The following is a 26,392-nucleotide window of genomic DNA, read 5'->3' as shown; positions in this document are numbered from 1 at the left end:
GTGCCTGGTCACGCCCCCTGTACGCAAACATACCCGCTGTGTTCCCACTTGTTGAGAAAGCACCCGGGGACCTCCCCGAGTGCTTTCCCACCGCCTGTGATCCACGAGGCCTCAGTCGGCGTCGCTCTGCGTCGCTTCCTCGCGCTCTCCCTCGGAGTGCGTCGTATCCTGCGCCCGCTTCGCCCCGGCCTCGTCGCTGTCCTTCTCGGCAGCGCGCGGCATCGGCTCGGCGTCGAGCGCCCCCTCATTCACGCGCGAAGGACGCACCGGCCACGCCGTACCATTCTTCGGAACGTCGGTCTCCGAATGGGAACCGCACGTGTGATCCAGGGAAACCACGGCCCCGTCATCGGTCGCCCACTCATTCGCGCACACGCCGAACATCGTGCGCATGCCGCCGCTCATCTTCATGAGAAAGCCGCAGGTTGAACAGGTGTTGCGCGGGCGACGACCCGGCTTCGGGCCGCGCTCCGACTCATACCAGCGCTTGGCTGCCTGGCTCCGCCCAGTCTTGGACAGGACTCGGGGACGCCCCAAGCCCAGCTCGCGAACGACCGGCAGATCCAGATCCTCACTGGTGTCCTCGAAGCCCTGCTCGAGGCGCTCATCATCCGCTTTGTACGGCAGGACATCGTCGCGAGAAACATCCGAGGGACGCAGGCGTTGCTCCCACGGAACCCACTCGGGGGCGAGAAGTGCACCCTCACGAGGGGTCATATCGACTTCACACACAGTGGCGACGCGACCGCGCGGCACGCGGGCGACGGTGACGGCCCAGCACCAGCCCACGTATCCCGCGTCCGTGGACGCGAAAAAGTGGGTGGCCAGGCGCTCCGACACCATCTCGAAGCCCACATGCTCGCCGACCGGGCGCGGGTACGCCACGGCCTCGGCCCCGGCGCGTGCGACATCGACGGCTGCCTCCAGGACAGCGTCCTTCTTCACTGCCCGCGTACGGGCACCAGTCTTAGGCATCAAATTCCTCTGCTACGGCGCGCAGCACCTTCGCGATCTTGGTCGCGTTGTCCGGGTAGGAACCGCGGCGCAGCGAGGCACTCGAGGAGTCGAGGAGCTTAATGAGGTCCTCGACAACCGGCACCATCGCCTGCGGCTTGCGGCGCTTAGCGCGGGCAACGGAAGCTGTCTCCTTCAGGAACCGCACACTCAGCGCCTGCGGCCCCTTACGTCCGTCGGCCACCGAATACTCCACGCGAGCACCCACCTTGGGACTGCGAACATCGGACGGTAGCGCGGACGAGTGGAGGAAAACATCCGCCCCGTCGTCTCCTGTAATGAAGCCGAAACCGCGATCAGCGTCGAAGAACCTCACTTTACCGGTGGGCATGGTCTCCTCCTTCTCTCCATAGTCTGTAGGCCCAAAGGACTCCCCCTATATCATAAGGTGCGCGCCCGCCCGGCGTCTGAGCGTGCTATTGCCTGTAGCGAACAGCACCGCTGCCCCCTCAATCACGTAGACTGACCTCACGGCAGCGATCACGTTTCGTACTCTGCGTCACATTGTCGACGAATACACGCCGCGTGATGTACGTTTGCCTGTTCGCCACAACGCAGGAGGACCCCGTGTCACGCACCCGCCGCTTCAGCATCGTTGCTCTACTCTCCACGTTCCTGATCGCGCTCGGCGCTCCCGCGTTCGCCACCTCACCCGTCACGACCAGCGGCATCGTCACCGATCCGGGCGGCTGGCTGTCCGACTCGGATCGATCAGCCATCGAGACCGCTGCGCGCACCGCCAGAACCAAGGGCATCACCATCGACGTCGTGGTCGTCCCCGATTTCTCCGGGCAAAAGCCCGACGCATGGTGCAAGGCCTCCGCAACAGCGTCCTCCTCCAAGGACAGCGACATCCTGTACGCCATCGCCTACAACGAGCGCTCCGACGTCTTTTGCTCGAAAAAGGCCCCCGTGTCACAGACCGTGCTGGACAACGCCCAACGACAGGCCGAGGCCACGTTGACCAGCAATCCTCTCACGGCTTCTGATGCGGCCATCGGCGCACAAACATTCATCAACTCCGTTGTGTCGGGGTACCAGTCGCCGTCAAGCACTGGAAGCTCGTCGTCGCGCTCATCCTCATCCAGGACCTCATCGTCGGGCACCGGCACCATGCTCATCATGCTCATCATCGTCGGCGGCGGCGTCATCGCGCTCCTCGTGCACAACAACTCGCGCCGATCCCGGGGCGCAGGTACCGCGCAGACTCCCGCTCAGGCCGCGAACATGCCCGGCATGAGCGTGGCCGAGACGGTCACCCTGGCAAATCAGCAGCTCCTGTCAGCCGACGAACAGGTCCGCAGCGCCGCGGACGAACTCGACTTCGCGCGCGCCCAATTCGGCATCGCCGCGACCGACGAATTTGCCCGGACCCTCGAGGCCGCCAAAGCCGCCGTCGCGCGCGGTTTCGAACGCCAAAAGCAGATGGAAGACGCCACGAGCGACGCCGAGAAGAGAACCACGGCCTCCGCCATCATGCGCGACCTCGGCGAGAACATGAACCCGCTCGGTACCATCCAGGCCACGTTTGAACAGCGACGCTCCGAACAGGCAACGCTGCCCAGCCGCATCGCCGAGGCCAGCGAACGCCTCGTCGAACAGCGCGGCGATTTGGATCGGGCAACCGCCGAACTCGCCGCCATCGCGGGCATCTATCCCGCCCAGATGCTCACCTCCCTCCAAGACAATCCCGAGCAAGCTCACGCACTCCTGGAGACGGCGGCGTCCGCCATCGAAGCGGCGAAGCAGGCGGTCGACACTGACCGCGCCCTCGCGGAAAGCACGCTTGACACCGCCCACCGCGCGCTCATGATGGCCAAGCACCAAACCGATGCGATCTTCTCTGCCAAGTCCGACCTAGATGCGATCCGCGACCGCCTCGGCGCGGCAATCGGCTCTATTTCCGCCGACCTTGCCGACGTCACGAGTCTGAAGGCAGAACCCACCGTCTTCGACCCGCTCGTCGCGGACGCGCGTGCCGCCATTGCCGAGGGCCAGGCCGCCCTCATGAACAACGGCGACCCGCTGGCCGCCCTCGAGCACCTGCGCACCTCCGAAGCGAACATCGACGCGGCGCTTGCCCCCCTGCGCTCGCAGCGTGAAAACGCCGAGAAGGCACGCGCGAACGCCCAGGCTCAGATCTCCCTGGCCGAAACCGCCTTCGAGCGAGCAGAACGCTACGTGCAGGGCCGACGCGGCGCAATAGATCTCAGCGTGCGCTCGACGCTTCACGACTCCGAGCAGTCCCTGAAGGCTGCGCGCGCAGCGATCAGCAGCGACCCCGCCAAGGCGTCCGCCCTAGCCTCGGATGCCCGCGCCAAGGCGGACCGCGTCCTTGCGACACCCCTACCCAACGCAGCCGACTCCTGGAACGCCGGTTATTCCGGCAGACCCACCTCGCCCGGATCCTCGATCGGCTCCTCGCTTGGCGAGGCCCTCCTGTGGTCGATCCTCTTCTCCAATACGGGGTCTTCCTCCCACCACCACAGGAGCAGGTGGGACGATAACGACTCGTGGAGTTCCGGCTCCAGCTGGGGTGGCTCGTCCGGCGGCTCATCCGATTCTGGGTGGACGACGGGGTCCGGACGCTTCTAAGATCCTGTTATGTGACGTACATTATATAGAATAATCAACGTCAGACGGCGGGAGAGTGTATTTTGATCTGTTCGCCATCGACACGGACAGGGCCATCCCCCTCCCAGCAGGGGCGGGGATAACGACGCCCCTGCTGCGGCAGACGGCACCCACCCACCGACCTGCGGGGCCATGGCCTCGCGCTCAACCCGCGCACGAGCGCACACCACATCAAAGGAGAACATCATGGCTGAGAAGCAGACGATCATGGGCCGCATCGCCCAGCTCGCCAAGGCGAACATCAACGCGCTCCTCGACAAGGCTGAGGACCCGCAGAAGATGATCGACCAGCTGGTCCGCGACTACACCAACTCCATCGTCGAGGCCGAGAACGCGATCGCTCAGACCCTGGGCAACCTGCGCATGGCCGAGAAGGACTACGAGGAAGATGTCAAGGCCGCCGCAGACTGGGGTCAGAAGGCCGCCGCCGCCTCCGCGAAGGCCGATGCGATGCGCGCCACCGGTGACGAGGCCGGGGCAAACAAGTGGGATAACCTGGCCAAGGTGGCCATCGGCAAGCAGATCCAGTTCGAGAATGAGATCAAGGCCGAGGAACCCTCCCTTAAGGCGCAGCGCGAGGTAGCCGAGCGCCTCAAGCAGGGCTTGGCCCAGATGAAGGACAAGCTCGCCGAGCTGAAGTCCCGCCGCGACCAGCTGATCGCCCGCGAGAAGACCGCCAAGGCCCAGGCTCAGGTCACCGAGGCTCTTGGTGCCATTAACATCCTGGATCCCACAAGCGAGCTCGGTCGCTTCGAGGACCGCGTGCGTCGCCAGGAGGCCCTGGCCCAGGGCAAGGCCGAGCTGGCCGCCTCCAGCCTGGACGCCCAGTTCGCGGAACTCGAGACCGATTCTTCGCAGCTGGAGATCGAGGCTCGCCTCGCCGCTCTGAAGAACAAGCAGTGAGCGGCGCGGCCCTCGCCGCGTGACAGACGCACGGTCGGGCGGTCCCTCACGGGGCCGCCCGACCGTGTTGCGTCGTGTGAGCGGGAGTGCCCGCTCCCCCGCAGTCCTTACAGGAAGGACATGGGGTCGAAGTCGTCGATGTCGATGATGTGGAGCCTGGGCAGGCGGACCTGGAAGGCGTGCACGTCGTATTCGAGGTCGATGATCTCCAGGCCTCGTTCCTCCAGATCGTGGAGCTGGGAGGAGAGGAATTCCTTGAAGCACATGACTGCGACGCGGCGGCCCTGGTCCAGGAGGGCTTCAATCTGGGGCAGGAAGTCAGCGTCGTGGCTGGCGAGGATAACGTCACCCGAGCCAAGCTGCGCAATCGCGTCCATCGTGCGCTGCAGGCCGACGTCGACGACCTTCATGTCGGCGGGACCCGACAGGGGAATCACCTGGTAGTCCATGGCGGTCAGGGCCTGAACGAAGCCCATTGGCAGGAAGCCTGAGGAGCCGTTGAGGAAGAACAGGCCCTTGGCGCGCTGATTCCAGCGGCCATGCGCGGACTCGAGGACGCGGTCCCAGCGGGGACGCTCCTCGGGGTTCGGACGTCGATCCAGGACCGACAGTCCCAGCGTCGCGTCAATATTTTCGCCGTCAACGACGAGATATGTCGTTTGATTATTAGAGCTTTCCATAGGGTCAATTGTAGACGACGCGGCTAAGGCCACTGTCGGCCTTGGGTCCTAGGAAAGCACCTCGGCGCGCCGAGGATCGTGACCCGTCGTGGTGCCCTGAGTGAAGTACGGGGCATCGATGGCGTCATGAGCGAAGCGCTGCACCTCATCGCCAGCCCCGAGGGCGGGCGGCCCGTCCAGGACGAGGGTCGCGAGGCCGTGGATGTACGCCCACAGGGTGACCTCCGCGTGGGGATCCTCCGTTCCATAGGCGAGGCGGGCCAGGGACCGCAGTTGCGCGCGGGCGGCCAGGCTGGCCTCGCGCAACTGCGGGTGAGCGTCGAAGTCGTACATATCAGATCGAAACATGACCCGAAAGACACCGGGGTTGGCCAGAGCCCACGTCAGGTAGGCGTGTCCCGCGGTGCGAGTCACCGCGTCCGGCGACGCACCCGTACTACGCCGCCGCGCCTCGCGCAGCGTCGTTTCCAGGGCGAGGTACCCCTCCTCGGCGAGGGCGGCGAGAATCCCTTCTCGTCCCTTGAAATAGTGATATGGAGCCTGGTGTGTGCAGCTCGCGCGGCGGGCAACCTCACGCATGGACAGGGAGGCCGGCCCGCCCTCGTTGAGCAGGTTGCGACTGATGGCGAGGATTGCTTCGCGCAGGCCTTCGGGATCGGTAGAGCGCGTCATGATGACAGTGTAACCGAGAGACAACCCCGACTTGACAGTGTCTAGATGGGCATGGTCCCATAATTAGACACTGTCTAGTTTTGGGGACCCCATGTACGACGCACTCATCATTGGCTCCGGAATCGGCTCACTCACGACGGCCGGCCTACTCGCACAAACCGCCGGATTGCGCGTTCTCATCCTTGAGAAACACTCCACCCCAGGCGGACTCACGCACTCCTTCCGCGCAATGGGAGCATCATGGAATGTGGGCCTGCACTACGTGGGAGACATGGAACCCGGTTCGCGCCCACGACAGCTGCTGGACTACCTCACCGGCGGAGCCTTGTCATGGACGCGCATGCCGACGGGCTACGACCGTTTCTACCTGCCCGGCCACGGCCTCGACGTGACGATCCCATCTGGCCTCCAGGAGTACCGCCGCCTCCTCACCTCCCTGTTTCCGCGTGAGAAGAGAGCGATTCGACGCTACTGCGCGGACGTTCAACGCGCCTATTCCTGGATGTCCCTCGGGTATGTCCGGGAGATGGTTCCCCCGCGCGCAGCCCCCGCCGTGCGCCTCGCCCAGCGAGTGCTCGCAGGCTGCGCGCTCGAGCTGACGGAACACTACATGGAGCGCCGATTCCAAGACCCCGCCCTGCGTGCCCTCCTCACCACGCACTGGGGCGACTACGGTGTCGAGCCCGAGCGCAGTGCGTTTGTCGCCCACGCGATGATCGTCTGCCACTACATGAACGGCGCGTGGTTCCCCAGCGGCGGGAGCGGTCAGATTGCACGCATGATCGAGGAGGGGATCGTGGGGGCCGGCGGTCAGATCCGTCTCGCGCAGGACGTCGAGGAGATCCTCGTCGAGGACGGGACCGCCGTGGGCGTACGCGTCACCGACCGCTCGGGTCTTGCCCCCGTCTCCTACGAGGAGCGGGCCCCGATCATTATCTCCGGCATCGGCGCCCGAGAAACATACACCCGCCTACTGCCCACGACCGGTCCGACCGCCGCGATCACCGCGCGCGTACGCGAGAGGATCGCCCGCCTCGGGCACGGCGCTTCGGCTGTCACGCTCTACCTCGCCCTCGACCGTTACCCCGATGGCGTGGACGGGTCGAACGTCTGGATCAACACGGCCACGGGGCGCGCCGACCCGGCCCGGATGAGCGCCGACCTCCTCGGCGGGCACCCCCACTCGGCGTTCGTCTCCTTCCCGGGCATCAAGTCCGGAGATACGCACGCGACGGCCGAGATCGTATCGTTCGCACAGCCCGAGGCCTTCCAACGCTGGGCGGGAACGAGGCCGGGGCTGCGCGGGGAGGATTACGAGGCCCTCACGTCGGCCATGTCTCGAGGACTCATCGATCTCGCGGACGCAGCCGTACCGGGCCTGAAGGACGCCGTCCGCTACGCCGAGGTGGGCACGCCGCTGACCATTGAGCACTTCACGTCCAACTCCCTCGGCTGCTTCTACGGCCTCCCCCTCACCCCCGAGAGATTCAGGGCCGACCTGGCCACCCCCTCGACCCCCATCACCGGACTTTTCCTCACCGGGCAGGATGCGGGAATGCCCGGAATCATCGGGGCCGCTCTGGCGGGCATGTCCACTGCCTGCAAGGTCCTGGGACCCTCGGGGTATCCGCGCATCAACCGGGCGCTGCGAGCAGAGGGTACCAAGCGAGCCAACCCCGAACGCTCTCAGGGGTTCGAGGCTCAGCGCAGCGCCGGAGCGAGGCGCTATCGAGCAACAGTGCAACGCGTCAACTGGATCACCCCAACTATCCGCGACATCACACTCCAGCTCCCGCAGGATGGAACCTGGGATGCGGGTCAGTACGCGCTCGTGCGGGTCGCCCCTTTCGAATGGCGGCCCTATTCCATCGCCTCCGCGCCCGGGAAAGCCGTGCGCCTACTCGTGGACGTGCGCACCCAGGGGCATGGTGCGGCGTGGGCACGCCACACGCAAAGCGGGGACGAGGTGGATCTTGAACTCCCGTACGGGCACTTCCTCCACGACACGGCGGCAGGAGGCACGCACGCGGACACTCCCTCGCCCTGCCGCCGCGTATTCGTCGCTACTGGAACAGGTATCGCACCGTTCCTCGCGGAATTCGAGCGTGGCATACGAGCAGATGACGTCCTCCTCCTCGGTCTGGCGACTACGAGCGACGACCTGACAACACGCCTGGATGCTCCCCTCCCCCACGTCATCCGCTGCGTGAGCCGCGAGAAAACACCCGAAACCTTCCACGGTCGCGTCACCGACTACCTGCGCACCACGGGCATCGACCCCCAGGTCGACTACTACGCCTGCGGCTCGCCCCTCATGGTCACCGACGTCGCCCACCTCATACGAGCCGCAGGCGGATACGTTCACACCGAATCCTTCTAGCTCCTCACCCGTCCCACGCACGACGAGGCCGGGACCGCTCGCGCAGCCCCGGCCTCGTCCCTACACCAGGAACGCAATCACTTCACGTCGTCATCCACCCAGTCCAGGGTGCGGGTGACAGCCTTCTTCCACAGGCGGTAGGTGCGGTCACGCTCGGCCGGCTCCATGGACGGCGTCCAGCGCTTGCCCTCCTGCCAGTTGGCCACGACGTCGTCGGTTCCCGACCAGAAGCCCACCGCCATACCGGCCGCGTAGGCAGCACCCAGGGCGGTCGTCTCGATGACCTTCGGGCGAACGACATCCACGCCGCACAGGTCGGCCTGGAACTGCATGACCAGGTCATCGTGCGTCATGCCGCCGTCAACCTTGAGCTCCTTGAGCGGCACGCCGGCATCGGCGTTCATCGCGTCGAGAACTTCGGCGCTCTGGAACGCGGTCGACTCCTCAACGGCGCGGGCGATGTGACCCTTGTTCACGTAGCGGGTCAGGCCCACGATCGCGCCGCGAGCATCCGAACGCCAGTAGGGAGCGAACAGGCCGGAGAACGCAGGCACGAAGTAGACGCCACCATTGTCCTCAACGGTGCTGGCCAGCTTGCCGATATCCGAGGACTTGACGATCATGCCCAGGTTGTCGCGCAGCCACTGCACGAGCGAGCCGGCCACGGCGATCGAGCCTTCGAGGGCGTAGACGGCCGGCTGGTCGCCGATCTTGTAGGCAACCGTGGTGAGCAGACCATTGTCAGAGAAGACGGGCTCGGTGCCAGTGTTCATGAGCATGAAGCAGCCGGTACCGTAGGTGTTCTTCGCCATGCCCTTCTCGAAGCAGGCCTGGCCGAAGGTGGCCGCCTGCTGGTCGCCGAGGATGCCTGCGATCGGGGTGTCGATGAGCAGGCCGTTCTTGCGGCCGTAGCCGTAGATCTCGGAGGAGGACTTGATCTCGGGGAGCATCGACATCGGGATGCCGAAGATCTCGCAGACATCCTCGCGCCAGGAGAGCGTGCGGATATCCATCAGCATGGTGCGCGAGGCGTTGGTGACGTCCGTGCAGTGCACGCCGCCGTTGACGCCGCCCGTCAGGTTCCACAGGACCCAGGAGTCGGTGTTGCCGAAGTACAGGTCGCCGGCCTCGGCGCGCTCACGAGCACCCTCAACGTTGTCCAGGATCCACTTGATCTTCGAGCCGGAGAAATAGGGGGACAGGCCCAGGCCACAGATCTGACGGAAGCGATCCGGCCCCTCGTCGCCCTCAAGCTCCTTAACGATGTCGGAGGTGCGCATATCCTGCCAGACGATCGCGTTGTACACGGGCTCGCCGGTGTTCTTGTCCCACACGACCGTGGTCTCACGCTGGTTGGTGATACCCACGGCAGCCAGCTGGTGACGGTTAATCTCCGCCGCCTGCAGAGCCTCGGCGACGACCAGACGCGTGGTCTCCCAGATCTCGAGGGGGTTGTGCTCGACCCAGCCCGGGTTCGGGAAGATCTGGGTGAATTCCTTCTGTCCAACGGAGATGATCTCGCCGGAGTGGTTGAAGATGATCGCACGGGTCGAGGTGGTGCCCTGATCGATGGCGAGAACGAACTTTTCGGTGGTGGTCATGAGTATCCTTTCGGAGGCGTTTTCACGTCGTTGTGTAGGCCGCGCCGGGCCACCTGCGCGGCTTGCGGGGCATCGGTGCCCCTATGAACTTGTTGGTCCCCAACGCTGGGGATCGTGCGGGCGAGGCCGTGGCGACCTCGCCCGCACACTCACCCTCAGGCGAGGGTGACGTAGTAGAGAACGGTACCGACGATGGCACCGACGATGGGGCCGACGACCGGAACCCAGGAGTAACCCCAGTCGGAGCCGCCCTTGCCCTTGATGGGCAGGATCGCGTGAGCAACACGGGGGCCGAGGTCACGGGCCGGGTTGATGGCGTAACCGGTGGGGCCACCGAGGGAGTTGCCGATGACGACGATGATGAGGGCGACGCCGAGCGGGCCGACGGCGGTCTCGGTGTAGCCGGAGACGAAGACCCACAGGATCAGGACGGCGGTGCCGATGGCCTCAGTGAGGCAGTTCCAACCGTAGGAGCGGATCTCGGGGCCGGTGGAGAAGACGCCCAGCTTGAGGGCGGGATCGCAGTCCTCATCGAAGTGCTGCTTGAAGGTGAGCCAGCACAGGACGGCACCGACGAAGGCACCGAGGAACTGGGCAACGATGTAGACGGCAACGTTGACGCCAGTGACGGGGATGTTGCCCGCCAGGGTGACGCTGGGGTCGAACACGTGGGCGACGACCTTGGCGATTGTGACGGCGGGGTTGAGGTGGCCGCCGGTTCGGAACGCGACGTAGACGCCGGCGAAGACCGCGAGGCCCCATCCCCAGTTGATGAGCAGCCAGCCGCCGCCCTTGCCCTTGGACTTGGGCAGCAGGTTCGTGGCGACGACGCCGCCGCCGAGGAGCAGCAGCACGGCTGTGCCGAGGAACTCAGACATGAAAATCTGGCTCACGGTAGGGACAGCCGTTTCTGCGGCTGCCGGGAACAGTGTTGAGAGCATGTTTCCTATCTTTCTCCGACGCGCCTTCACGTCGGGTCACGGTGGTATTCCGCCGATAACTGTGTGCCATCGAACAGTATCCACGCAGATATTGTTGACAGATCACACCAAGTATGGCACTCCATGCACGTTAGCCCAAACTGAGTGCACGTTCGTTCATTGCTTCGGGTGTGACCCTGACCATCTGTCGCAGACAAATGTAACCCGCCGACACAGGAATGGATACTCAAAATCACACATCTGCACGCTTGTGCATGGCACACTAGAAAACGTGACAATACGTGACGAACAGGCGCACGAGGCGGCCTCAATGTACTATCTGCAGGGGCAGACGATGGAGACAATCGCCCGCCACCTGCAGATATCGCGCTCTTCCGTGTCCCGACTGCTCGCCCACGCGCGAGAAGTCGGGCTCGTCCGCATCTCCGTCTCCGCGTCCCCTGGGACCAAAGGCACACTCGCCGGACAGATTGCGGACCTTTTCGGCGTGCAGGTCTCGGTCGTGCCCGTCCACGACGTCCACACCGAGGTCAACCGCCTCCACAACGTCGCCCTGGTCGCTGCCGAGCACCTCATCGACATGCTCTTCCCAGGCGTGACCCTCGGCATCGCGTGGGGCAACACGACCGCCGAAGTCACACGAGCCATGCCGCACGTGTCCTTCGCGGGTTCAACGGTCGTCCAGCTCAACGGTGCCTCAACAGCCACCGAATCCGGTATGCCCTACGCCGAAGCCATCATCTCGCGCGCCGCCAAGGCCATCGGGGGACGAATCGTCAACTTCCCGGTCCCCGCGTTCTTCGACTACGCGGACACCAAGAAAGCACTGTGGCGCGAACGCTCCGTCCAATCCGTCCTCGACACGATCGACAACACGGACGTCGCCCTCTTCGGCGTCGGATCCATGTCTGCGCGCCTGCCCTCCCACGTCTACTCGGGAGGCTTCCTCGAACCCATCGAGATCGCCTCGGCCCAAAACGACGGGGTCGTCGGCGACGTGTGCACGGTCCTCATCCGCGAGGACGGCTCCACCGACATGCACCTCAACGAGCGCGCTTCCGGCCCCACGCCCGACACCCTCAAAAAGATACCGAAGCGCCTGTGCGTCGTCTCCGGAGCCTCCAAGGCTCTCCCCCTCCTCGGGGCCCTGCGCGCCGGGGTCGCCACCGACCTCGTCCTGGACGACGGAGCCGCGCACGAACTCCTCGACCTCGTCCACACGCGCGCACTGCATCACCAGCCGCGCGGCTAGACACTCCTCCCCCGCGCCTAACTCCCGCGCCGCCCACCAAGGCGCACTCAACAACGCGAAGAGCCACGGCCTCGTCCATCGAAGGAACGAGGCCGTGGCCCTTTATCGGCTCAAATCAGCCCAGGCGCTTGACCAGCGGGAACGGAATCGTCTCGCGGATGCCCTGGCCGGTCAGGACCATGAGCAGGCGGTCGATACCCATGCCCATGCCGCCGCACGGCGGGAAGCCCTGCTCCATGGCGATGAGGAAGTCCTCGTCGAGGACCATGGCCTCCGGGTCGCCGTTGGCGGCCGCGAGGGCCTGCGCCTCGAAGCGCTCGCGCTGGACGACCGGGTCGGCCAGCTCAGAGTAGGCGGTACCCGTCTCGAAACCGCGCACGTACAGGTCCCACTTCTCAGTGAGGCCGGGGCGCGAGCGGTGGTAGCGGGTCAGCGGGGAGGTATCCTCCGGGAAGTCATAGACGAAGGTCGGGGCCCACAGCTTAGAGCCGACGAGCTCCTCGAAGATGTCCTCAACGATCTTGCCGGAAACCGCGTAGTCGTCGACCTCCAGGCCAACGCGCTCCGCGTACTTGACGAGAGTCTCGCGCGGCGTCTCCACCGTGATCTCCTCGCCCAGGGCCTCGGAGGTAGAACCGTACAGGTCGATGCGGTCCCACTCGCCCGACAGGTCGTACTCGGTGCCATCGGCCAGGCGCACGATTTCCTCGCCCTCGGACAGGTCGAAGGCGTCGCGGGCAGCCTGCTGGATGAGGTCGCGCGTCAGGTCGGCCATGCCGTTGTAGTCCGAGTAGGCCTCATAGGCCTCCAGCGCCGTGAACTCAGGGCTGTGCGAGGAGTCCATGCCCTCGTTACGGAAGTTACGGTTGATTTCGAAGACGCGATCCACGCCGCCGACGACCGCGCGCTTGAGGTAGATCTCCGTCGCGATGCGCAGGTAGAGTTCCGTGTCGAGCGCGTTCATGTGCGTCGTGAAGGGGCGGGCAGCCGCGCCACCGTGGATCATCTGCAGCATCGGCGTCTCAAGCTCGATGTAGTCGCGGCGGAAGAAGTTTTCGCGGAGCGAGCGGTTGACGGCCGCGCGGATGCGGACCATATCGCGTGCGGCGGGTCGCGTGATCAGGTCGAGTTCGCGGCGGCGGATGCGCTGGTCCTCGGACAGCGTGATTTCTTCGCCGTCCTCGGTGGTCCAGGTCTTGGGCAGGGGGCGCAGCGCCTTGGAGGCGATAGCCCACGAGGCGTCGGGGGCGGGCAGGGCGCTCGAGGCGGCCTCGTAGGCGGCCTGAGCCTCGGGGGTAACCTCGGCGGGGGTCGCAAAGATCGACAGCTCGCCGCGGCGCGAGGAGATCACGCGCCCGTGGACGAAGAGGTGATCGCCCAGGTCGACGTCGTTCTTGTAGGCAGCCAGGGACTCGGCACCGACGGAGGCGGCGGAGAGCATAACCTGGATCTTGTTGCCTTCGCCGTCCATGAGGGTCGCGAAGCAGAGCTTGCCGCCGTTGCGAGCAAGGACGACGCGGCCAGCCAGGCCCACGTAGTCCTCGGTCTCTTCACCGGGCTGAAGGTGGGAGTACTGCTCGCGCACCTTCTTGATGGTCGTCGTGATGGGCAGGAGAACAGGGTAGGCGGGGATGCCTGCCTCCATGAGGCGCTCGCGCTTCGCCGCGCGGACCTTGACCTGCTCGGGGGTGTCGTCGGCGGGGGCTTGCGTGGGCATAGAAGAAGAATCGGTCATGCGCCTATCGTAGCGGGTTCTGAGGAGGCGACGAGGCAGTGGCCCGGTTGTGCAGGTCACGCAGCGCGCGAGCGTCGGGGGTGCGTCCGCGAAGGGGCTTGCTTGCTACGCTGCTGTAACCAGTACATTGGCGCGGGTCAGATGCTACTGGCGCACGTTGTGGCCACATTCCAGCGCACGTTGTGGCTGCCGTCTGCGGGCAGCAACACTCATCCGGATAGGTAACGAACATCCGGATAGGTTAATAACCTATCCGGATGCGTATAACCTATCCGCGTGCCCGCAGCCTATCCGCGTGCGCGCAGCCTCGGCTAGCGTCCGCTCAGGCGTGTGGGCGCTAGCACTGCGTTCCGGTTAGACGCCGGAACTCTTCAGGCCCAGCGCGCGGGCGCGCTCGGAGTCTTCGGGGACGGTGCCCGCGTGGTCACCGGCACTGACGATCCGGTTGGCCTCGTCGACGAAGACGACGGAGGGCTTGACCTGGCGCACGAGGGACTCGGGTACCTGGGCGTAGGCCATGATGATGACGAGGTCGCCGACGTTTACCTTGTGGGCGGCCGCACCGTTGAGCTGGATGGTGCCAGAGCCACGCCATCCGGCAATCGTGTAGGTGGACAGCCGTTCGCCGTTGTTGACGTTGACGATGTCAACCTTCTGGCCGGGTACGATGTTCGCGGCGTCCAGCAGATCCTCGTCCACGGTGATTGAGCCGACATAGTGCAGGTCGGCACCAGTGACAACGGCGCGATGGATCTTGCCGATCGCCATCTCGCGGGTCATTTCCATCATGCGAGGTCCCCCGCGTGGGTGGAGCAGGAACAGGGGGCGGCGTGCAGCGCCACCTCCATGTTGTCGATGAGGCGGGTCGTACCGACCTTGGCGGCGATGAGGAGGCGCCCCTGCCGCGTGCCGTCGGCTGCCACGGTGGGTGCGCCTGCTCCTTCTCCGACGGGCACGGACTCGGTACCGGCGAGGATCTCAAAGGTTCCCGCGTCGACGAGCGCGATGTAGTCCACGTCAATGCCGCCCTCGGCCTCGATGACCGCGCGGCACTGCTCCACGATGACTGCAGGCTCAGCCCCGGCCTCGGCGACCTCAACGCCGCGGCGCAGCGAGCGGGACAGCGCACGGGCGCGGGCGCGCTCGTCGTCGCTGAGGTACTGGTTCCGGCTGGACAGGGCCACGCCATCCTCGGCGCGCACGATCGGCACCGCGTGGACGCGCACGGGAATGTCAAGCTGGGTGAAGACGGTGCGCAGGACGGCCAGCTGCTGGGCGTCCTTCTGCCCGTAGAGGGCCACGTCAGGGCGTACGAGATTGACGACCTTAGAGCACACGAGGGCGACGCCCGCGAAGTGCGTGGGGCGCGTCTTTCCTTCGAGGACGCGCGCGATGGGACCCGGGTCAATCGACACGGTCACGGGGGTCGGGTACACGTCCTGCGGCGCGGGTGCCCATACGAGGTCCGCGCCGACCGTCTCGAGGGCGTCCATGTCCGCCTCCAGGGTGCGCGGGTAGGCGTCGAAGTCCTCGCCGGGCGCGAATTGCGTCGGGTTGACGAAGATCGTGACGATCACGTGATCGGCCAGTTCGCGGGCTTCGCGCACGAGCTGCAGGTGTCCGTTGTGCAGGGCACCCATGGTCATGACGAGTGCCTTCGTGCCGGGCATCTTCGTCAGTGCCTCGGCCAGCTGGGCGCGCGTGTGTGTCAGGATAGGACGATGGGTCATATTTCTATTCTTGCAAATATTGACCTGCCGACGCGAAATAGAGTCGCTATCCTCACGCCTGCGTTATGGACGAGGCCTGGGCTGGGGCGCGCGGGATCGTTCCCACAGGGTGAGGTTACGCGCCGGGGTCGAGGAGGGCCGCCTCGACGGCTGTTGCGGCGCGTTCGTCGAGGAGCCGGGCCTCGCGCAGGAGGCGCGTGAGGGCGCGGGTCATGTCCGCGTAGGTATCACGTTCCCCCGCGAGCTCCTCGCGAGAGGCGAGGCAGCAGGCGTGGGCGGCGATGGTACCGGCGTCGCCGCGGGCGGCGGGTCCGGAGATGCCGGTGACGCCCTCGGTGAGGGCACGGTCGAGGGCAGCCTCGAGGAGGGGCCGCACGTACAGGGCAGGGTTATCGATGCCAGCCGCGGCGAGGATGCGCGTCGTCTGCACGGTGATGCCGGCGATGAAGTTGGCACCGTGGGCGAGGCCCGCGTGGTAGAGGGGGCGGTCCTCTTCGGCGACGACGACGGGTTCACCGCCCATTTCGACGACGAGGGCCTGGGCGATGGGCAGGAAGGGGGCGGCAGCCGTGACCGCGAAGGGGGTGCCGACCAGGCGCGCCACGTCGACACTGGTTCCCGTGAAGGTCATCGCCGGGTGGATGGCCAGGGGGATCGCTCCGGCGGTCGAAGCCGGGGCCAGCAGGCCGACGCCCGAGGCACCGGACAGGTGGATGACGATGTGCCCGGTCTGCCACGCGCCGAGGTCGGCGAGTCCGGAGACGAGGGGACCGATCTGGTCGTCGGGGACGGCCAGGATGACGACTTCGGAGCGCCGCACAACCTCCTCGGGGGAGGCGAGCGGCACTCCGGGCAACATCGCGTCGGCCCGCTCGCGCGAGGCGTCCGAGGACGCGGAGACGGCGACGATTTGATGTCCGACGGCGCGCAGAGCGGAGCCAATGACGGGGCCGACGTGGCCCATGCCGATGATGCCGATGCCGAGGCGTCCGGGGGTACTCATGGTTATATTGTCGCCGATCCGCGTCCTACTTGTCGCTCACGTCGCCTGTGGTTGCCTCGACGACCTCGGTGACGCGGGAGAGCCAGCGCTCGCTTTTCTCGGCTTCGCGTCGGACCTTCGAGGCCGCGGACAGGTCGGCCCACAGCTGTAGGGCGCGCTCGACGTCGACGTGCTCAGCCATGGAGGCGACCGGACCGGGGACGAGTTCGGCTCGGACGGAGGCCACGCCGCGCCAGCGCTGGACCGGCCCCTGGCGCACAGACACGGACTGGATGCGCGTGAGCGGGATGATCGAGAAGCGCAGGTTGAAGAACCCATCGCGGATCGCGAATACCGCGTCGGTCAAGCCGAAGGCGCGGCGGTTGTACTCCAGGGGGTCCAGGATGCGCGCGCTGCGCGGGATTGGGGTCATCCAACGGTCCTCGCGCGTGCCGACGCGCAGGGACTCAATGAAGCCCGTCGCGTCATCGACCCCCAGGTCGGGGATAGCAATAGCGATCGCCTGAAGGACCTCGGTGCGGCTGCCGACGGGCAGCAGCACGTCGGAGGCTACGTCGACCTGCATGCCTTTGTTTTTCTCATCCTTGGTGTGGGCGGCGTTACCTGCCTGCGTGATCTCCACGCGGTACCAGTCGAAGATCCGCCAGATCAGGGGCTGGGTCACTTCGATGGCATGGATACGCCCCGGGGGAATCGTTACCTGGCGTTGGGCCGTCAGGCCTCGGCTGATGTGCACGCCGTCGGCCGCAATGGACGCCGCGAAACCGAACTCGCGGTCGAAGCGCGCCCAGACGCCTGCCAGGAGACTGAGAGCACCCGCGAGAATACCGAAGAAGCTCATGAGCGAGGTCACGCCCACGACTCCGACCAGGAAGCCGTTCAAGCCGAGCAGGAAGACACCGAAGAACAGCGCCACGGCGTTATCGACGGTCGCCAGCATGGAAGCCAGAAGCTTGAGGCCACCGACCATAAAGACGCGGCGCTCGGAGGCCTCGAGCGGGGATGTGCCGGAGCGGCGACCCACGGTCGAGGCCACGGCATCAGCGCTGGGATCCACGGCCTCGTCAATCGCGCCCGAGGCCAGGGCGAGCAGGAGGGCACGCAACTCCTCGAGGTGGCGGCTCGTGAGCAGGCCGAGCTTGATGCTCGAGTCCTGGCCGCCGGCGACCTCGATGTCGAGGTACCCCAGGCCCACGATGCGGCCGAGGAGCGAATAGGAGACGTTCACCGTCTGGATGCGCGACACTCGCGCGTGGCGCTGGGTGCGCATGAGGATACCCGCGCGGTACCACACAGCCGTCGAGGTCACCGCGTAGCGCGTCATTCTCCAGGCCAGATAGCTGTAGAGGCCAGAGACAGCCAGGATCACCACAGCGATAGCGGCGAGTCCGAGGAAAACGATCCCACTCTCGATGCCCGTCGGTGTCTCGCCCGACAGCCACGCCGCGAGCGCCGACGCGTTCGCCACGGTGACCGCGCCGATAATGCCCGTCACTGATCCAAGAACGCGGGGCAGGTAGGTCAGCGGGTGAAGCGGCTTCCATTCCTCGGGGGTGACCCCGTCAGCGGACAGATCCTTGCTCATAGGCCCATCAGCTCTGCGGAACCGCGCTCGGCCAGGACATCACGCAGGCCCACCGCATCGGCGACGGAAACGCCGCTGAGAGTCGCGTCGGTCTGGGCGCTGGCAGTCGAGAGCTTGATCGTGGCAATGCCCATGAAGCGCAGGACGGGACCTTGGTGGATGTCGACGTACTGGATGCGGCCGTAGGGGACCATCGTGAGCGAGCGGTTAATGACGCCGCGGCGGATCACGAAGTCGGTTTCGGCCAGGGCGTAGCGCAGGGCTCGCACCTGGGCGGGGATCAGCCATAGGCACAGCAGGGCGATGACCGCGGGGACGACCATGAGCCACCACAGTGCGGGAATATCAACGATCAGGACGAGAGCTGAGATCGCACCGCACAGAGCACCGCACAGGGCGAAGGCGTTGCCTAGGCGCAGGGCAGCGAGTGTGGGGGATACGTGCTGGAATTCAACACCTGCGGGAGACAGGATGTCCACTGTGTGACGGGATGACATGCTTCAATTCTTGCACGTTCCATCCGCGCTCTTCCTTGTTACACATACCATTACCGCGACAGAATTTGTGACCAAGCAAACAATTAGCGGCCCACTTCTCTCCCACCCAACTATCAGGAAACATTCAGCATCGTGCAGGACACTAAACCCATGACCACCACCGGAACAGAGGCAAAACTGCTCGTCGTTGACGACGAACCCAACATCCGCGACCTCCTCGCCTCCTCCCTGCGCTTCGCAGGCTTCGACGTCGTCACCGCCGAAGACGGCAGCGGCGCATTCCACGAAGCCCAGGCCTCGCGCCCCGACCTCATCGTCCTCGACGTCATGCTCCCCGACATGGATGGCTTCACCGTCACCCGCCGCCTGCGCGACGCCGGTATCACGACCCCCGTCCTTTTCCTCACCGCCCGCGACGACATGCGCGACAAGATCCAGGGCCTAACGGTCGGCGGCGACGACTACGTCACCAAGCCCTTCGGCCTCGAAGAGGTCGTCGCCCGCATCCGCGCCATCCTGCGCCGCACCATGGGTGCCGAGGAGGACGACGCCTTCCTGCGTGTCGGCGACCTCGTTATTGACGAGGACGCCCACGAAGTGACACGCGCCGGAGTCCAGATCGACCTGTCCCCCACCGAGTTCAAGCTCCTGCGCTACCTCGTTATCAACGCCGGGCGCGTCGTGTCCAAGATGCAGATCCTCGACCACGTGTGGGAATACGACTGGGACGGCGAGGTCGCCATCGTCGAGTCCTACATCTCCTACCTGCGACGCAAGCTCGCCGTCGAGGGCGCCTCCGGCGAACTCATCCACACCAAGCGAGGCGTCGGCTACATCCTGCGCGCCGAGGAGTAACGTGCACCCCAGTCTGGCTCAACGTGTCGAGGCCTGGTGGGACACCAAACCCCTCGCCTCACAGCTCGTTACGCTCATCACGTTCCTGCTTGCCGTCGGACTCTCACTGTCCGGCACCGTCATGATTGGCCTCTTGCAGCGCCACCTGACCTCGCAGATCGACGACCAGCTCATCGCGACCGCGCACACGATCCAGATCTCCGCCTCATCAGCCACCTTCGCCGCCGACGGCCAGGGTGCCATCCCCACTCTCTACTACGTCCATATTCACGACGCGGATGGCCAGGATCGCTACCTCTACTCGGAGGACACACTCAAGGCGTCGGGCACACCCATCCTGCCCGAGCTGATCGATACGTCCTCCGCGCCCATCTCCTCCTTCCGCACGCTGCCCGTCACAGTCCCCTCCTCAAAGACCGGACTCGGCTGGCGCGCACTCGTCGTCCCCGTCTACGACCAAGACACCGGATTATTCTCCGGATACATGACGATCGCCCTCCCCCTGTCCGACGTCCAGCACACCCTGCGCACCACGGCCTCGTACTTCACCGTCGCCGGCCTCATTATCGTCATCATCGGCGGCTGGGCGGGGCACGTGCTCGTACGACGCGCACTCCTGCCGCTGCGCTCCATCGAATCCACCGCCGGCAAGATCGCCGCCGGCGACCTCACCAAGCGCCTCACCCCCCACCCGCCCACGACCGAAGTCGGCTCCCTGTCTCTCTCACTCAACTCTATGCTCACCCAAGTCGAGCAATCCTTCGAGGCGCGTCAGGCCTCGGAACGAAAGATCAAACGCTTCGTCTCCGACGCCTCCCACGAGCTGCGCACCCCCCTGGCAGCGATCTCCGGATACTGCGAGCTGTACTCAATGGGCGGCGTGCCCGCCGAACGCATCGACGAAGTCATGGGCCGCATCGGCTCGGAGTCTGCCCGCATGGCCACCCTGGTCGAAGACCTCCTCACTCTCGCCAGGCTCGACGAGGGACGCCCACTCGACATTGCCGACATTGATCTGGTCAAGCTAGCTGACAACGCGGTCTTCGACCTGCAGGCCCTCGACCCCACGCGCACCGTCGGACTCACCGGCATCAACGGTCGCACTCCCCCGATGACCCTGATCGTTCCCGCCGACCGCGACCGCATCTCCCAAGTCTTCACCAACCTCATCGGGAACATCGTGCGCTACACGCCGGACGGTTCACCCGTCGAAATCGCGCTCGGCCGCAGCGGCGACACCGCCATCGTGGAACTGCGCGACCACGGCCCCGGCATCGACGAAACCGACCGCGGACGCGTCTTCGAACGCTTCTACCGGGCTGACTCCTCGCGCAACCGGCGCTCGGGGGGATCCGGCCTGGGACTGGCCATCGTCTCCGGAATCCTAGCCGCCCACCGAGGAAACGCCTCCCTGACGAAAACCAAAGGCGGGGGCCTCACCGTCCGCATCGAACTTCCGATGGCGTGAACGACATAACGACGAGTGGAGCGACAGCCACTTTTCCCCTCAATCTCTACCGTTCACCAGCTGACAGTTTCGAAAGAACCGCACGAATTGTGCTCGGTTCCTTACTCGCGAACGTGACCGCGAGGAAAAAGCGCACTAGCATGGCTCGGGTATTCCTCAACTAGGAGAGTGGCCCATGGGTGCACAAGCACCTCAGTGGCTGCTGACGTCGTTCGTCGACGCCATGCAGCAAATCGGCGCGACTGCTGCCGAAACAAACCTTGAACATGAGGGCGCAGACCTCATGCAGCGTTGGAACGCACCCAATCGTCAGCTGCACAATCTGCGTCGGCTCATGAACACGCTGACCCATATCGACGAAATCGCTTCCTCCGCGCACGACCCTGACATCCTGCGCGTCGCAGCGTGGTACCACGGTGCCTTCCTCAACAAGGCCCTTGAGATCAAGCTCGGCGGCTTTCAGGCGAACTTCGCCGCGACCCGCTGTATCGAGCACGCGCATAGTCGCCTCACCAGCCTCGGCGTCTCTGACGAGGTCGTGGCACGCGTCGACGAACTCATCGCCTTCGTGACGCGCCACCGCGCCCCGCGGATGGATTTCGACGCGCAGGTCCTCGTGGATGCAGACCTGGCGGGCCTGTCCTGTAGCCCGCAGGAGTATAAGAAGATCCGCACTGCGCTGCGTGCCGAACTCGTCGAGCTGGACGACCTGCAATTCATCAAGGCCCGTATCGCCCTGCTCAAGAAGCTGCTCAGCTACGAGACCATCTACCAGTCCCCCCTCGGCTCCGCATGGGAGGACACCGCCCGCGCGAACCTCGAGGTCGAGCTGACGCGTCTCGAGCGCGATAAGGCGCAGCTGTGCGAGGCCGCCCAGGCCGACGACACCGACGATCCGGATGACTCGGATGACACGGACGAGACCCAGGAGGGGGCGGTCACCTCGACCGGCACGCTCATCATCAAGCGCCGTTCCATCAAGAAGCGCATTCCGGTCCACTCCGCCGACAATGAAGTGACGTCGACCGGCGTGTTGCCGCGCAAAATCGAGGAGCCACTGTACTCGGGCGAAGACGTGGAGACTACGTCCTCCCTTGAATCAGCCGTGGAGTCCCTGGATCTCCCCAACGCCGACTGAGTTCGTTTCACGCGCGTTTCACGGCCCGGCGTACCCTGCGGTGCGCCGGGCGTCGTGTATCCACAGGGACACACCCACATCTCGATTATCCACAGGGATGCGTCGCCTCATCCCGCTATCCACAGGCCCACAATTCCGCCTCGACTCCCCTACCAGCCTGCGCCTAGCGTTGAGCGCGACGGACCCACCCGGGGTCCCACGAAGGAGTGACATCATGACCGCTTACGCCGTTGACGCCGAGGAAATTTCGACAGCATCCGCTCAGGCCTGCGCAACCGCAGCCACGATCCGCACCGAAGTCGACACCCTCATGACACAGCTGCTAGGCCTCCAGGATTCCTGGACCGGCGGCGCGCAGATCAACTTCGAGACGACCATCAGCCAGTGGGAGGCCATTCAGACGCAGACGCACGACACCCTCGACCAGATCTCGTCGCAGTTGCAGGATGCGGCTACCACCTACTCGGACGCGGAAACCCACTCGATGGGATTGTTCGTGTAGCAGCACGCTTGAACCCGCGCGCCGGTCCGACCGCCCCCATGCGTCGGCCTCACCAGCCGATGAGAATCCGCAGATGCGTCGGGGGCGGGACCCCTCACAGGTCCCGCCCCCAGGCGTATCAGCTCAGCGCTACGCGGCTCAGTACATGCCGCCCATGCCGGCGCCCGCGTCGTCGCCACCGGCGGCCGGGGGCTCCGGCTTGTCGGCAACGACGGCCTCGGTCGTCAGGAACATGCCCGCGATCGACGCGGCGTTCTGCAGCGCGGAACGGGTGACCTTGACCGGGTCGGAGATACCGGCGGCCATCAGGTCGGTGTACTCGCCGGTCGCAGCGTTCAGGCCGTGGCCGGGCTCCATGTTGGCAACGCGGTCGGCGACCACGCCACCCTCGACACCCGCGTTCTCAGCGATCTGCTTGAGCGGAGCGGAGACGGCCAGGCGCACAATGTTCACGCCGGTCGCCTCGTCGCCGGTGAGAGCATCGAGCTTGGGCAGCGCCACGGCGGCAGCCTGGATCAGGGCGACGCCGCCGCCGGCGACCAGGCCCTCTTCGGAAGCCGCGCGAGCGTTACGAACGGCATCCTCGATGCGGTGCTTGCGCTCCTTGAGCTCGACCTCGGTGGCCGCGCCGGACTTGATGACGGCGACGCCGCCAGCGAGCTTGGCGAGGCGCTCCTGCAGCTTCTCGCGGTCGTAGTCGGAGTCGGTGTTCTCGATCTCCTGGCGGATCTGGCGCACGCGGGCGTCCAGCATGTCCTTGTCGCCAGCACCCTCGACGATGGTGGTCTCGTCCTTGGAGACGACGATCTTGCGGGCGCGGCCCAGCAGCTCGAGGTCAGCGTTCTCGAGGGAGAGGCCGACGGTCTCGGAGATGACCTGGCCGCCCGTCAGGATGGCCATGTCCTGCAGCATGGCCTTGCGGCGCTCGCCGAAGCCGGGGGCCTTGACGGCCACGGACTTGAAGGTGCCGCGGATCTTGTTGACGACCAGCGTAGCGAGGGCTTCGCCCTCGACATCCTCGGCGATGATCGCCAGGGGCTTGCCGGTCTGCATAACCTTCTCCAGGACGGGGACGATGTCCTTAACGTTGGAGATCTTGGAGTCCATGAGGAGGACGTAGGCGTCCTCGAGGACGGCTTCCTGGCGCTCCTGGTCGGTCACGAAGTAGGCCGACAGGTAGCCCTTGTCGAAGCGCATGCCCTCGGTGGTCTCCAGGGTAGTGTCGAAGGAGTTGGTCTCCTCGACGGTGACAACGCCCTCGGCACCGACCTTTTCGAAGGCCTCGGCAATAAGCTTGCCGATGGCGGGATCGTTCGCGGAGATGGAAGCCGTGGCGGCGATCTGCTCGGTGGTCTCGACGGGCTTGGCGTCGGCGTGCAGCTGGGCGACGATGGCCTCGACGGCCTGGTCGATGCCACGCTTGAGGGCGATCGGGTTGGAGCCGGCGGCAACGTTACGCAGGCCCTCGTGGACCAGCGCCTGTGCCAGAACGGTCGCGGTGGTCGTGCCGTCACCCGCGACGTCGTCGGTCTTCTTGGCAACTTCCTTCACCAGCTCGGCGCCGATGCGCTCGAACGGATCGTCCAGGTCGATTTCCTTGGCGACGGAAACGCCATCCTTGGTGATCGTGGGGGCGCCCCACTTCTTGTCGAGCACGACGTTGCGGCCCTTGGGACCAAGCGTCACCTTGACGGTGTCGGCCAGCAGGTTGAGGCCGCTCTCCATGCCACGACGGGCATCTTCATCAAACTTGATGATCTTGCTCATTGAAAATGTGTCCTTCCGCGATGCGGATCGGGTTCGATGCCCGCGACGGACGACCGCCCTTGTGAGACGACCTCATCGAACCGATGCTCTTATCACTCTCCATGTCGGAGTGCTAACTAAGATTCTGGCACTCACCACCCCAGAGTGCAAGGCGAGGTCACTGAGCTTGAGTCGTATGCGCTCAGGGCGTAACGCACCCACGTGGCCTCGATAGACGCTCATCGCCCGTCCCCCACACGGGAGACGGGCGACTCAGATGCGATAGAGCGAACAATCAGCGCAGGACGATCACCACGTCAGGATTGCCGAGTCCGCTCTGCTGACGAACGGTGTCAATGCCCAGCTTGGACGCAATATCCTTCGCGGTGGCCTCCATTTTCGGGTCCTCATAGAAGACGGTAGACGTCGTATTCGTCCAATTGGCATCCGCGTTGGCAGCGGAGGTACCGGCGTAGCCCGCATCGTTGAGGATGGTCACCTTCTGGGCAGCGAAGCCCTGTGTTTCGGTGCCATTGAGAACCGAAATCACGGCACCATGATCCGGTTCAGCGGAGGCAGCGGAGGACGAGGGACTCGACGAGGGGGTGGGTTCGACTGAAGGAGCGGCACTCGGCGCTGCAGCGCCCGGTGACGCCCCCCGGGTGGCGGGCGCTTGGGCACTGCTCGACGTTGCCGGGACGGGCTGCACGCTGACATTTGTGGTCTGCCCGCGGTACAGGGCGGTCGCTGCCACCCAGCCGAGCGCGGGAACGATCACTAGAATGGCCAGAAACGGCCACACGTTCTTCCACTTCGACGGCTTGGGGCGGTGCATGCCGACGGGCATGTCTTCGCCAGCGCGGTCAAATTCATCCCTTGGGTACTGAGAACTCACGTCTTCAGACTATCGGAAAAGCGCTGGGCTGGCTCGTGTGGCACGCGGGAAGTGTGTGGCACCATGTGCAGCATTAGTCTAGTGCTATGAATGATTACAATCCGCGCCCCTTGGCTGAGTTGATCGATCCGGGCTGGGCCCGCGCACTGGCTCCGGTGGAGGAACGCGTCCACGAATTGGGCACCATGCTAGCGAAGGACGTCGAGGAAGGCCACGGTTATCTGCCCGCTGGCACGGACGTGCTACGCGCGTTCACGTACCCCTTCGATGAGGTGAAGGTCTTGATCGTGGGGCAGGACCCATACCCGACACCGGGTCACGCGATGGGGTTGTCGTTTTCCGTGCGCCCGGGGGTGGCACTGCCCAAGTCGCTCATTAATATTTTCCGCGAACTCGGGGATGACATCGGTTGCCCGGCCCCGACCTCGGGCGATTTGACGGCGTGGAGCGAGCAGGGTGTGTGTCTGCTCAATCGAGTGCTGACGGTCCGTCCGGGTGCGCCCGCCTCGCATCGTGGGCGCGGCTGGGAGGAGGTCACGCAGTGTGCGATTGACGCGCTAGTGGCTCGCCGACGCCCGGACGGCTCACGAGCTCCGCTCGTGGCGATCTTGTGGGGCAAGGATGCGCAGTCGTTGACGCCTCGGCTCGGCGAGACGCCGATTATCGCGTCCCCGCACCCTTCCCCGTTGTCGGCGTATCGCGGTTTCTTCGGGTCGCGGCCGTTTTCGCGTGCGAACGCACTGTTGGATGAGCAGGGGGCGCGCGGCGTCGACTGGTCGCTCGGCTGAGCGCGGCGGATGGCTGATGAACGAGGCCGTGGCCGGTTCCGCGGGGCACTTCCGGGGGCTTGCCCCGGCCTCGCGCATCTGTGATGGGGCCTGAGGGGCGCGCGGCGTCAGTGCCGCACTGTGGACTCCTCGGAGCCGGCTATCGGACTCGAACCGATGACCTGCTGTTTACAAGACAGCTGCTCTACCAACTGAGCTAAGCCGGCGGCGCACACTAGTGTGCCACAGGTTGGGGTAAGCGCGCACGGGCGAGCGTCATTCGTACCCGACACGTGACGCGTGACAGTGACGAACTCGCGCACCCGCGACCACTGCGTGGGATAGCGACTCCAGATACGACGGTGGGGTGGGTCCGATGCCTCGGACCCACCCC

The 26,392-nt window shown here is 65.4% G+C and carries 23 protein-coding genes and 1 tRNA gene; 9 read left to right on the top strand and 15 right to left on the bottom strand.

Annotated features, from left to right (window positions below; translation table 11 throughout):
* Positions 1-111: 111 nt before the first annotated feature.
* Both HMPREF1136_RS06565 and HMPREF1136_RS06560 read right to left on the bottom strand, forming a co-directional pair.
* Entirely contained in the window at positions 112-975 is an 864-nt protein-coding gene (locus HMPREF1136_RS06565; RefSeq protein WP_009648543.1) for a DUF3027 domain-containing protein, read from the bottom strand.
* Positions 968-1,345, bottom strand: coding sequence for a cold-shock protein (locus HMPREF1136_RS06560; RefSeq protein WP_009648571.1), 378 nt, complete (start codon positions 1,343-1,345; stop codon positions 968-970). Before HMPREF1136_RS06560 ends, HMPREF1136_RS06565 begins: the two co-directional genes overlap by 8 nt.
* A 236-nt stretch (positions 1,346-1,581) precedes the next feature.
* Between HMPREF1136_RS06560 and HMPREF1136_RS06555 the strand changes: the two genes are divergently transcribed.
* Complete coding sequence (locus HMPREF1136_RS06555) at positions 1,582-3,609, top strand: TPM domain-containing protein (RefSeq protein WP_009648534.1); 2,028 nt, start codon at positions 1,582-1,584, stop codon at positions 3,607-3,609.
* Between the two features lie 225 nt (positions 3,610-3,834).
* The gene (locus HMPREF1136_RS06550; protein ID WP_009648535.1) at positions 3,835-4,551 is read left to right on the top strand and encodes a PspA/IM30 family protein; all 717 of its coding nucleotides are present in this window, start codon (positions 3,835-3,837) and stop codon (positions 4,549-4,551) included.
* Positions 4,552-4,658: 107 nt separating this feature from the next.
* Here HMPREF1136_RS06550 and HMPREF1136_RS06545 read toward each other — a convergent pair whose 3' ends face one another.
* Together HMPREF1136_RS06545 and HMPREF1136_RS06540 are read right to left on the bottom strand one after the other, a co-directional pair.
* Positions 4,659-5,231, bottom strand: a complete 573-nt coding sequence (locus HMPREF1136_RS06545) for an NYN domain-containing protein (RefSeq protein WP_009648561.1) — start codon at positions 5,229-5,231, stop codon at positions 4,659-4,661.
* A 48-nt stretch (positions 5,232-5,279) separates the two neighbouring features.
* Positions 5,280-5,903 (bottom strand): TetR/AcrR family transcriptional regulator, encoded by a 624-nt coding sequence (locus tag HMPREF1136_RS06540; RefSeq protein WP_009648544.1) that lies wholly within the window; start codon positions 5,901-5,903, stop codon positions 5,280-5,282.
* A gap of 91 nt (positions 5,904-5,994) precedes the next feature.
* On the opposite strand from HMPREF1136_RS06540, the gene HMPREF1136_RS06535 reads away from it, so the two are divergent.
* On the top strand, positions 5,995-8,283 hold the full coding sequence (locus HMPREF1136_RS06535; RefSeq protein WP_009648569.1) for an FAD-dependent oxidoreductase: 2,289 nt from the start codon (positions 5,995-5,997) through the stop codon (positions 8,281-8,283).
* 77 nt (positions 8,284-8,360) lie between these two features.
* On the opposite strand, the gene glpK is transcribed toward HMPREF1136_RS06535, so the two are convergent.
* Together glpK and HMPREF1136_RS06525 are read right to left on the bottom strand one after the other, a co-directional pair.
* Positions 8,361-9,884 (bottom strand): glycerol kinase GlpK, encoded by a 1,524-nt coding sequence (gene glpK / locus HMPREF1136_RS06530; protein WP_009648566.1) that lies wholly within the window; start codon positions 9,882-9,884, stop codon positions 8,361-8,363.
* Between the two features lie 155 nt (positions 9,885-10,039).
* Positions 10,040-10,825: an MIP/aquaporin family protein gene (locus HMPREF1136_RS06525; RefSeq protein ID WP_034505225.1), complete on the bottom strand. Its 786-nt coding sequence runs from the start codon at positions 10,823-10,825 to the stop codon at positions 10,040-10,042.
* 310 nt (positions 10,826-11,135) lie between these two features.
* Here HMPREF1136_RS06525 and HMPREF1136_RS06520 point away from each other — a divergent pair, with 310 nt between their 5' ends.
* Positions 11,136-12,077 (top strand): sugar-binding transcriptional regulator, encoded by a 942-nt coding sequence (locus tag HMPREF1136_RS06520; RefSeq protein WP_034505223.1) that lies wholly within the window; start codon positions 11,136-11,138, stop codon positions 12,075-12,077.
* A 115-nt stretch (positions 12,078-12,192) separates the two neighbouring features.
* On the opposite strand, the gene HMPREF1136_RS06515 is transcribed toward HMPREF1136_RS06520, so the two are convergent.
* The 6 genes from HMPREF1136_RS06515 to HMPREF1136_RS06490 form a co-directional block, all read right to left on the bottom strand.
* Positions 12,193-13,812, bottom strand: a complete 1,620-nt coding sequence (locus HMPREF1136_RS06515; protein WP_034505221.1) for a lysine--tRNA ligase — start codon at positions 13,810-13,812, stop codon at positions 12,193-12,195.
* Positions 13,813-14,166: 354 nt separating this feature from the next.
* The gene (panD, locus tag HMPREF1136_RS06510; RefSeq protein WP_009648537.1) at positions 14,167-14,601 is read right to left on the bottom strand and encodes an aspartate 1-decarboxylase; all 435 of its coding nucleotides are present in this window, start codon (positions 14,599-14,601) and stop codon (positions 14,167-14,169) included.
* Positions 14,598-15,542 (bottom strand): pantoate--beta-alanine ligase, encoded by a 945-nt coding sequence (gene panC / locus HMPREF1136_RS06505; protein WP_009648547.1) that lies wholly within the window; start codon positions 15,540-15,542, stop codon positions 14,598-14,600. Before panC ends, panD begins: the two co-directional genes overlap by 4 nt.
* A 115-nt stretch (positions 15,543-15,657) precedes the next feature.
* Positions 15,658-16,545 (bottom strand): Rossmann-like and DUF2520 domain-containing protein, encoded by an 888-nt coding sequence (locus HMPREF1136_RS06500; RefSeq protein ID WP_009648559.1) that lies wholly within the window; start codon positions 16,543-16,545, stop codon positions 15,658-15,660.
* 25 nt (positions 16,546-16,570) lie between these two features.
* On the bottom strand, positions 16,571-18,130 hold the full coding sequence (locus HMPREF1136_RS06495) for a PH domain-containing protein (protein WP_009648538.1): 1,560 nt from the start codon (positions 18,128-18,130) through the stop codon (positions 16,571-16,573).
* Positions 18,127-18,627: a PH domain-containing protein gene (locus HMPREF1136_RS06490; RefSeq protein ID WP_034505219.1), complete on the bottom strand. Its 501-nt coding sequence runs from the start codon at positions 18,625-18,627 to the stop codon at positions 18,127-18,129. Before HMPREF1136_RS06490 ends, HMPREF1136_RS06495 begins: the two co-directional genes overlap by 4 nt.
* A gap of 150 nt (positions 18,628-18,777) precedes the next feature.
* On the opposite strand from HMPREF1136_RS06490, the gene HMPREF1136_RS06485 reads away from it, so the two are divergent.
* The 4 genes from HMPREF1136_RS06485 (at position 18,778) to HMPREF1136_RS06470 (ending at position 22,590) form a co-directional block, all read left to right on the top strand.
* Positions 18,778-19,482, top strand: coding sequence for a response regulator transcription factor (locus HMPREF1136_RS06485; protein ID WP_009648563.1), 705 nt, complete (start codon positions 18,778-18,780; stop codon positions 19,480-19,482).
* Position 19,483: 1 nt separating this feature from the next.
* A complete protein-coding gene (locus HMPREF1136_RS06480) occupies positions 19,484-20,950 on the top strand; it encodes a sensor histidine kinase (protein WP_009648550.1) in 1,467 nt (488 codons plus the stop codon).
* A gap of 175 nt (positions 20,951-21,125) precedes the next feature.
* Positions 21,126-22,088, top strand: a complete 963-nt coding sequence (locus tag HMPREF1136_RS06475; RefSeq protein ID WP_009648555.1) for an HD domain-containing protein — start codon at positions 21,126-21,128, stop codon at positions 22,086-22,088.
* A 214-nt stretch (positions 22,089-22,302) separates the two neighbouring features.
* Positions 22,303-22,590, top strand: a complete 288-nt coding sequence (locus tag HMPREF1136_RS06470) for a WXG100 family type VII secretion target (RefSeq protein WP_009648554.1) — start codon at positions 22,303-22,305, stop codon at positions 22,588-22,590.
* 138 nt (positions 22,591-22,728) lie between these two features.
* Here the strand turns inward: HMPREF1136_RS06470 and groL are convergent, their stop codons facing one another.
* The gene (groL, locus tag HMPREF1136_RS06465; protein ID WP_009648536.1) at positions 22,729-24,357 is read right to left on the bottom strand and encodes a chaperonin GroEL; all 1,629 of its coding nucleotides are present in this window, start codon (positions 24,355-24,357) and stop codon (positions 22,729-22,731) included.
* A gap of 274 nt (positions 24,358-24,631) precedes the next feature.
* The gene (locus tag HMPREF1136_RS06460; RefSeq protein WP_034505216.1) at positions 24,632-25,183 is read right to left on the bottom strand and encodes a LytR C-terminal domain-containing protein; all 552 of its coding nucleotides are present in this window, start codon (positions 25,181-25,183) and stop codon (positions 24,632-24,634) included.
* Positions 25,184-25,317: 134 nt separating this feature from the next.
* Here HMPREF1136_RS06460 and HMPREF1136_RS06455 point away from each other — a divergent pair, with 134 nt between their 5' ends.
* Positions 25,318-26,019, top strand: coding sequence for a uracil-DNA glycosylase (locus HMPREF1136_RS06455; RefSeq protein WP_009648558.1), 702 nt, complete (start codon positions 25,318-25,320; stop codon positions 26,017-26,019).
* Positions 26,020-26,152: 133 nt separating this feature from the next.
* Here HMPREF1136_RS06455 and HMPREF1136_RS06450 read toward each other — a convergent pair.
* A tRNA-Thr gene (locus HMPREF1136_RS06450) sits at positions 26,153-26,225 on the bottom strand.
* Positions 26,226-26,392 lie beyond the last annotated feature (167 nt).

This window comes from Actinomyces sp. ICM47, from assembly GCF_000278725.1.
GTDB lineage: Bacteria > Actinomycetota > Actinomycetes > Actinomycetales > Actinomycetaceae > Pauljensenia.
This window is presented reverse-complemented; position numbering and strand designations above follow the sequence as displayed.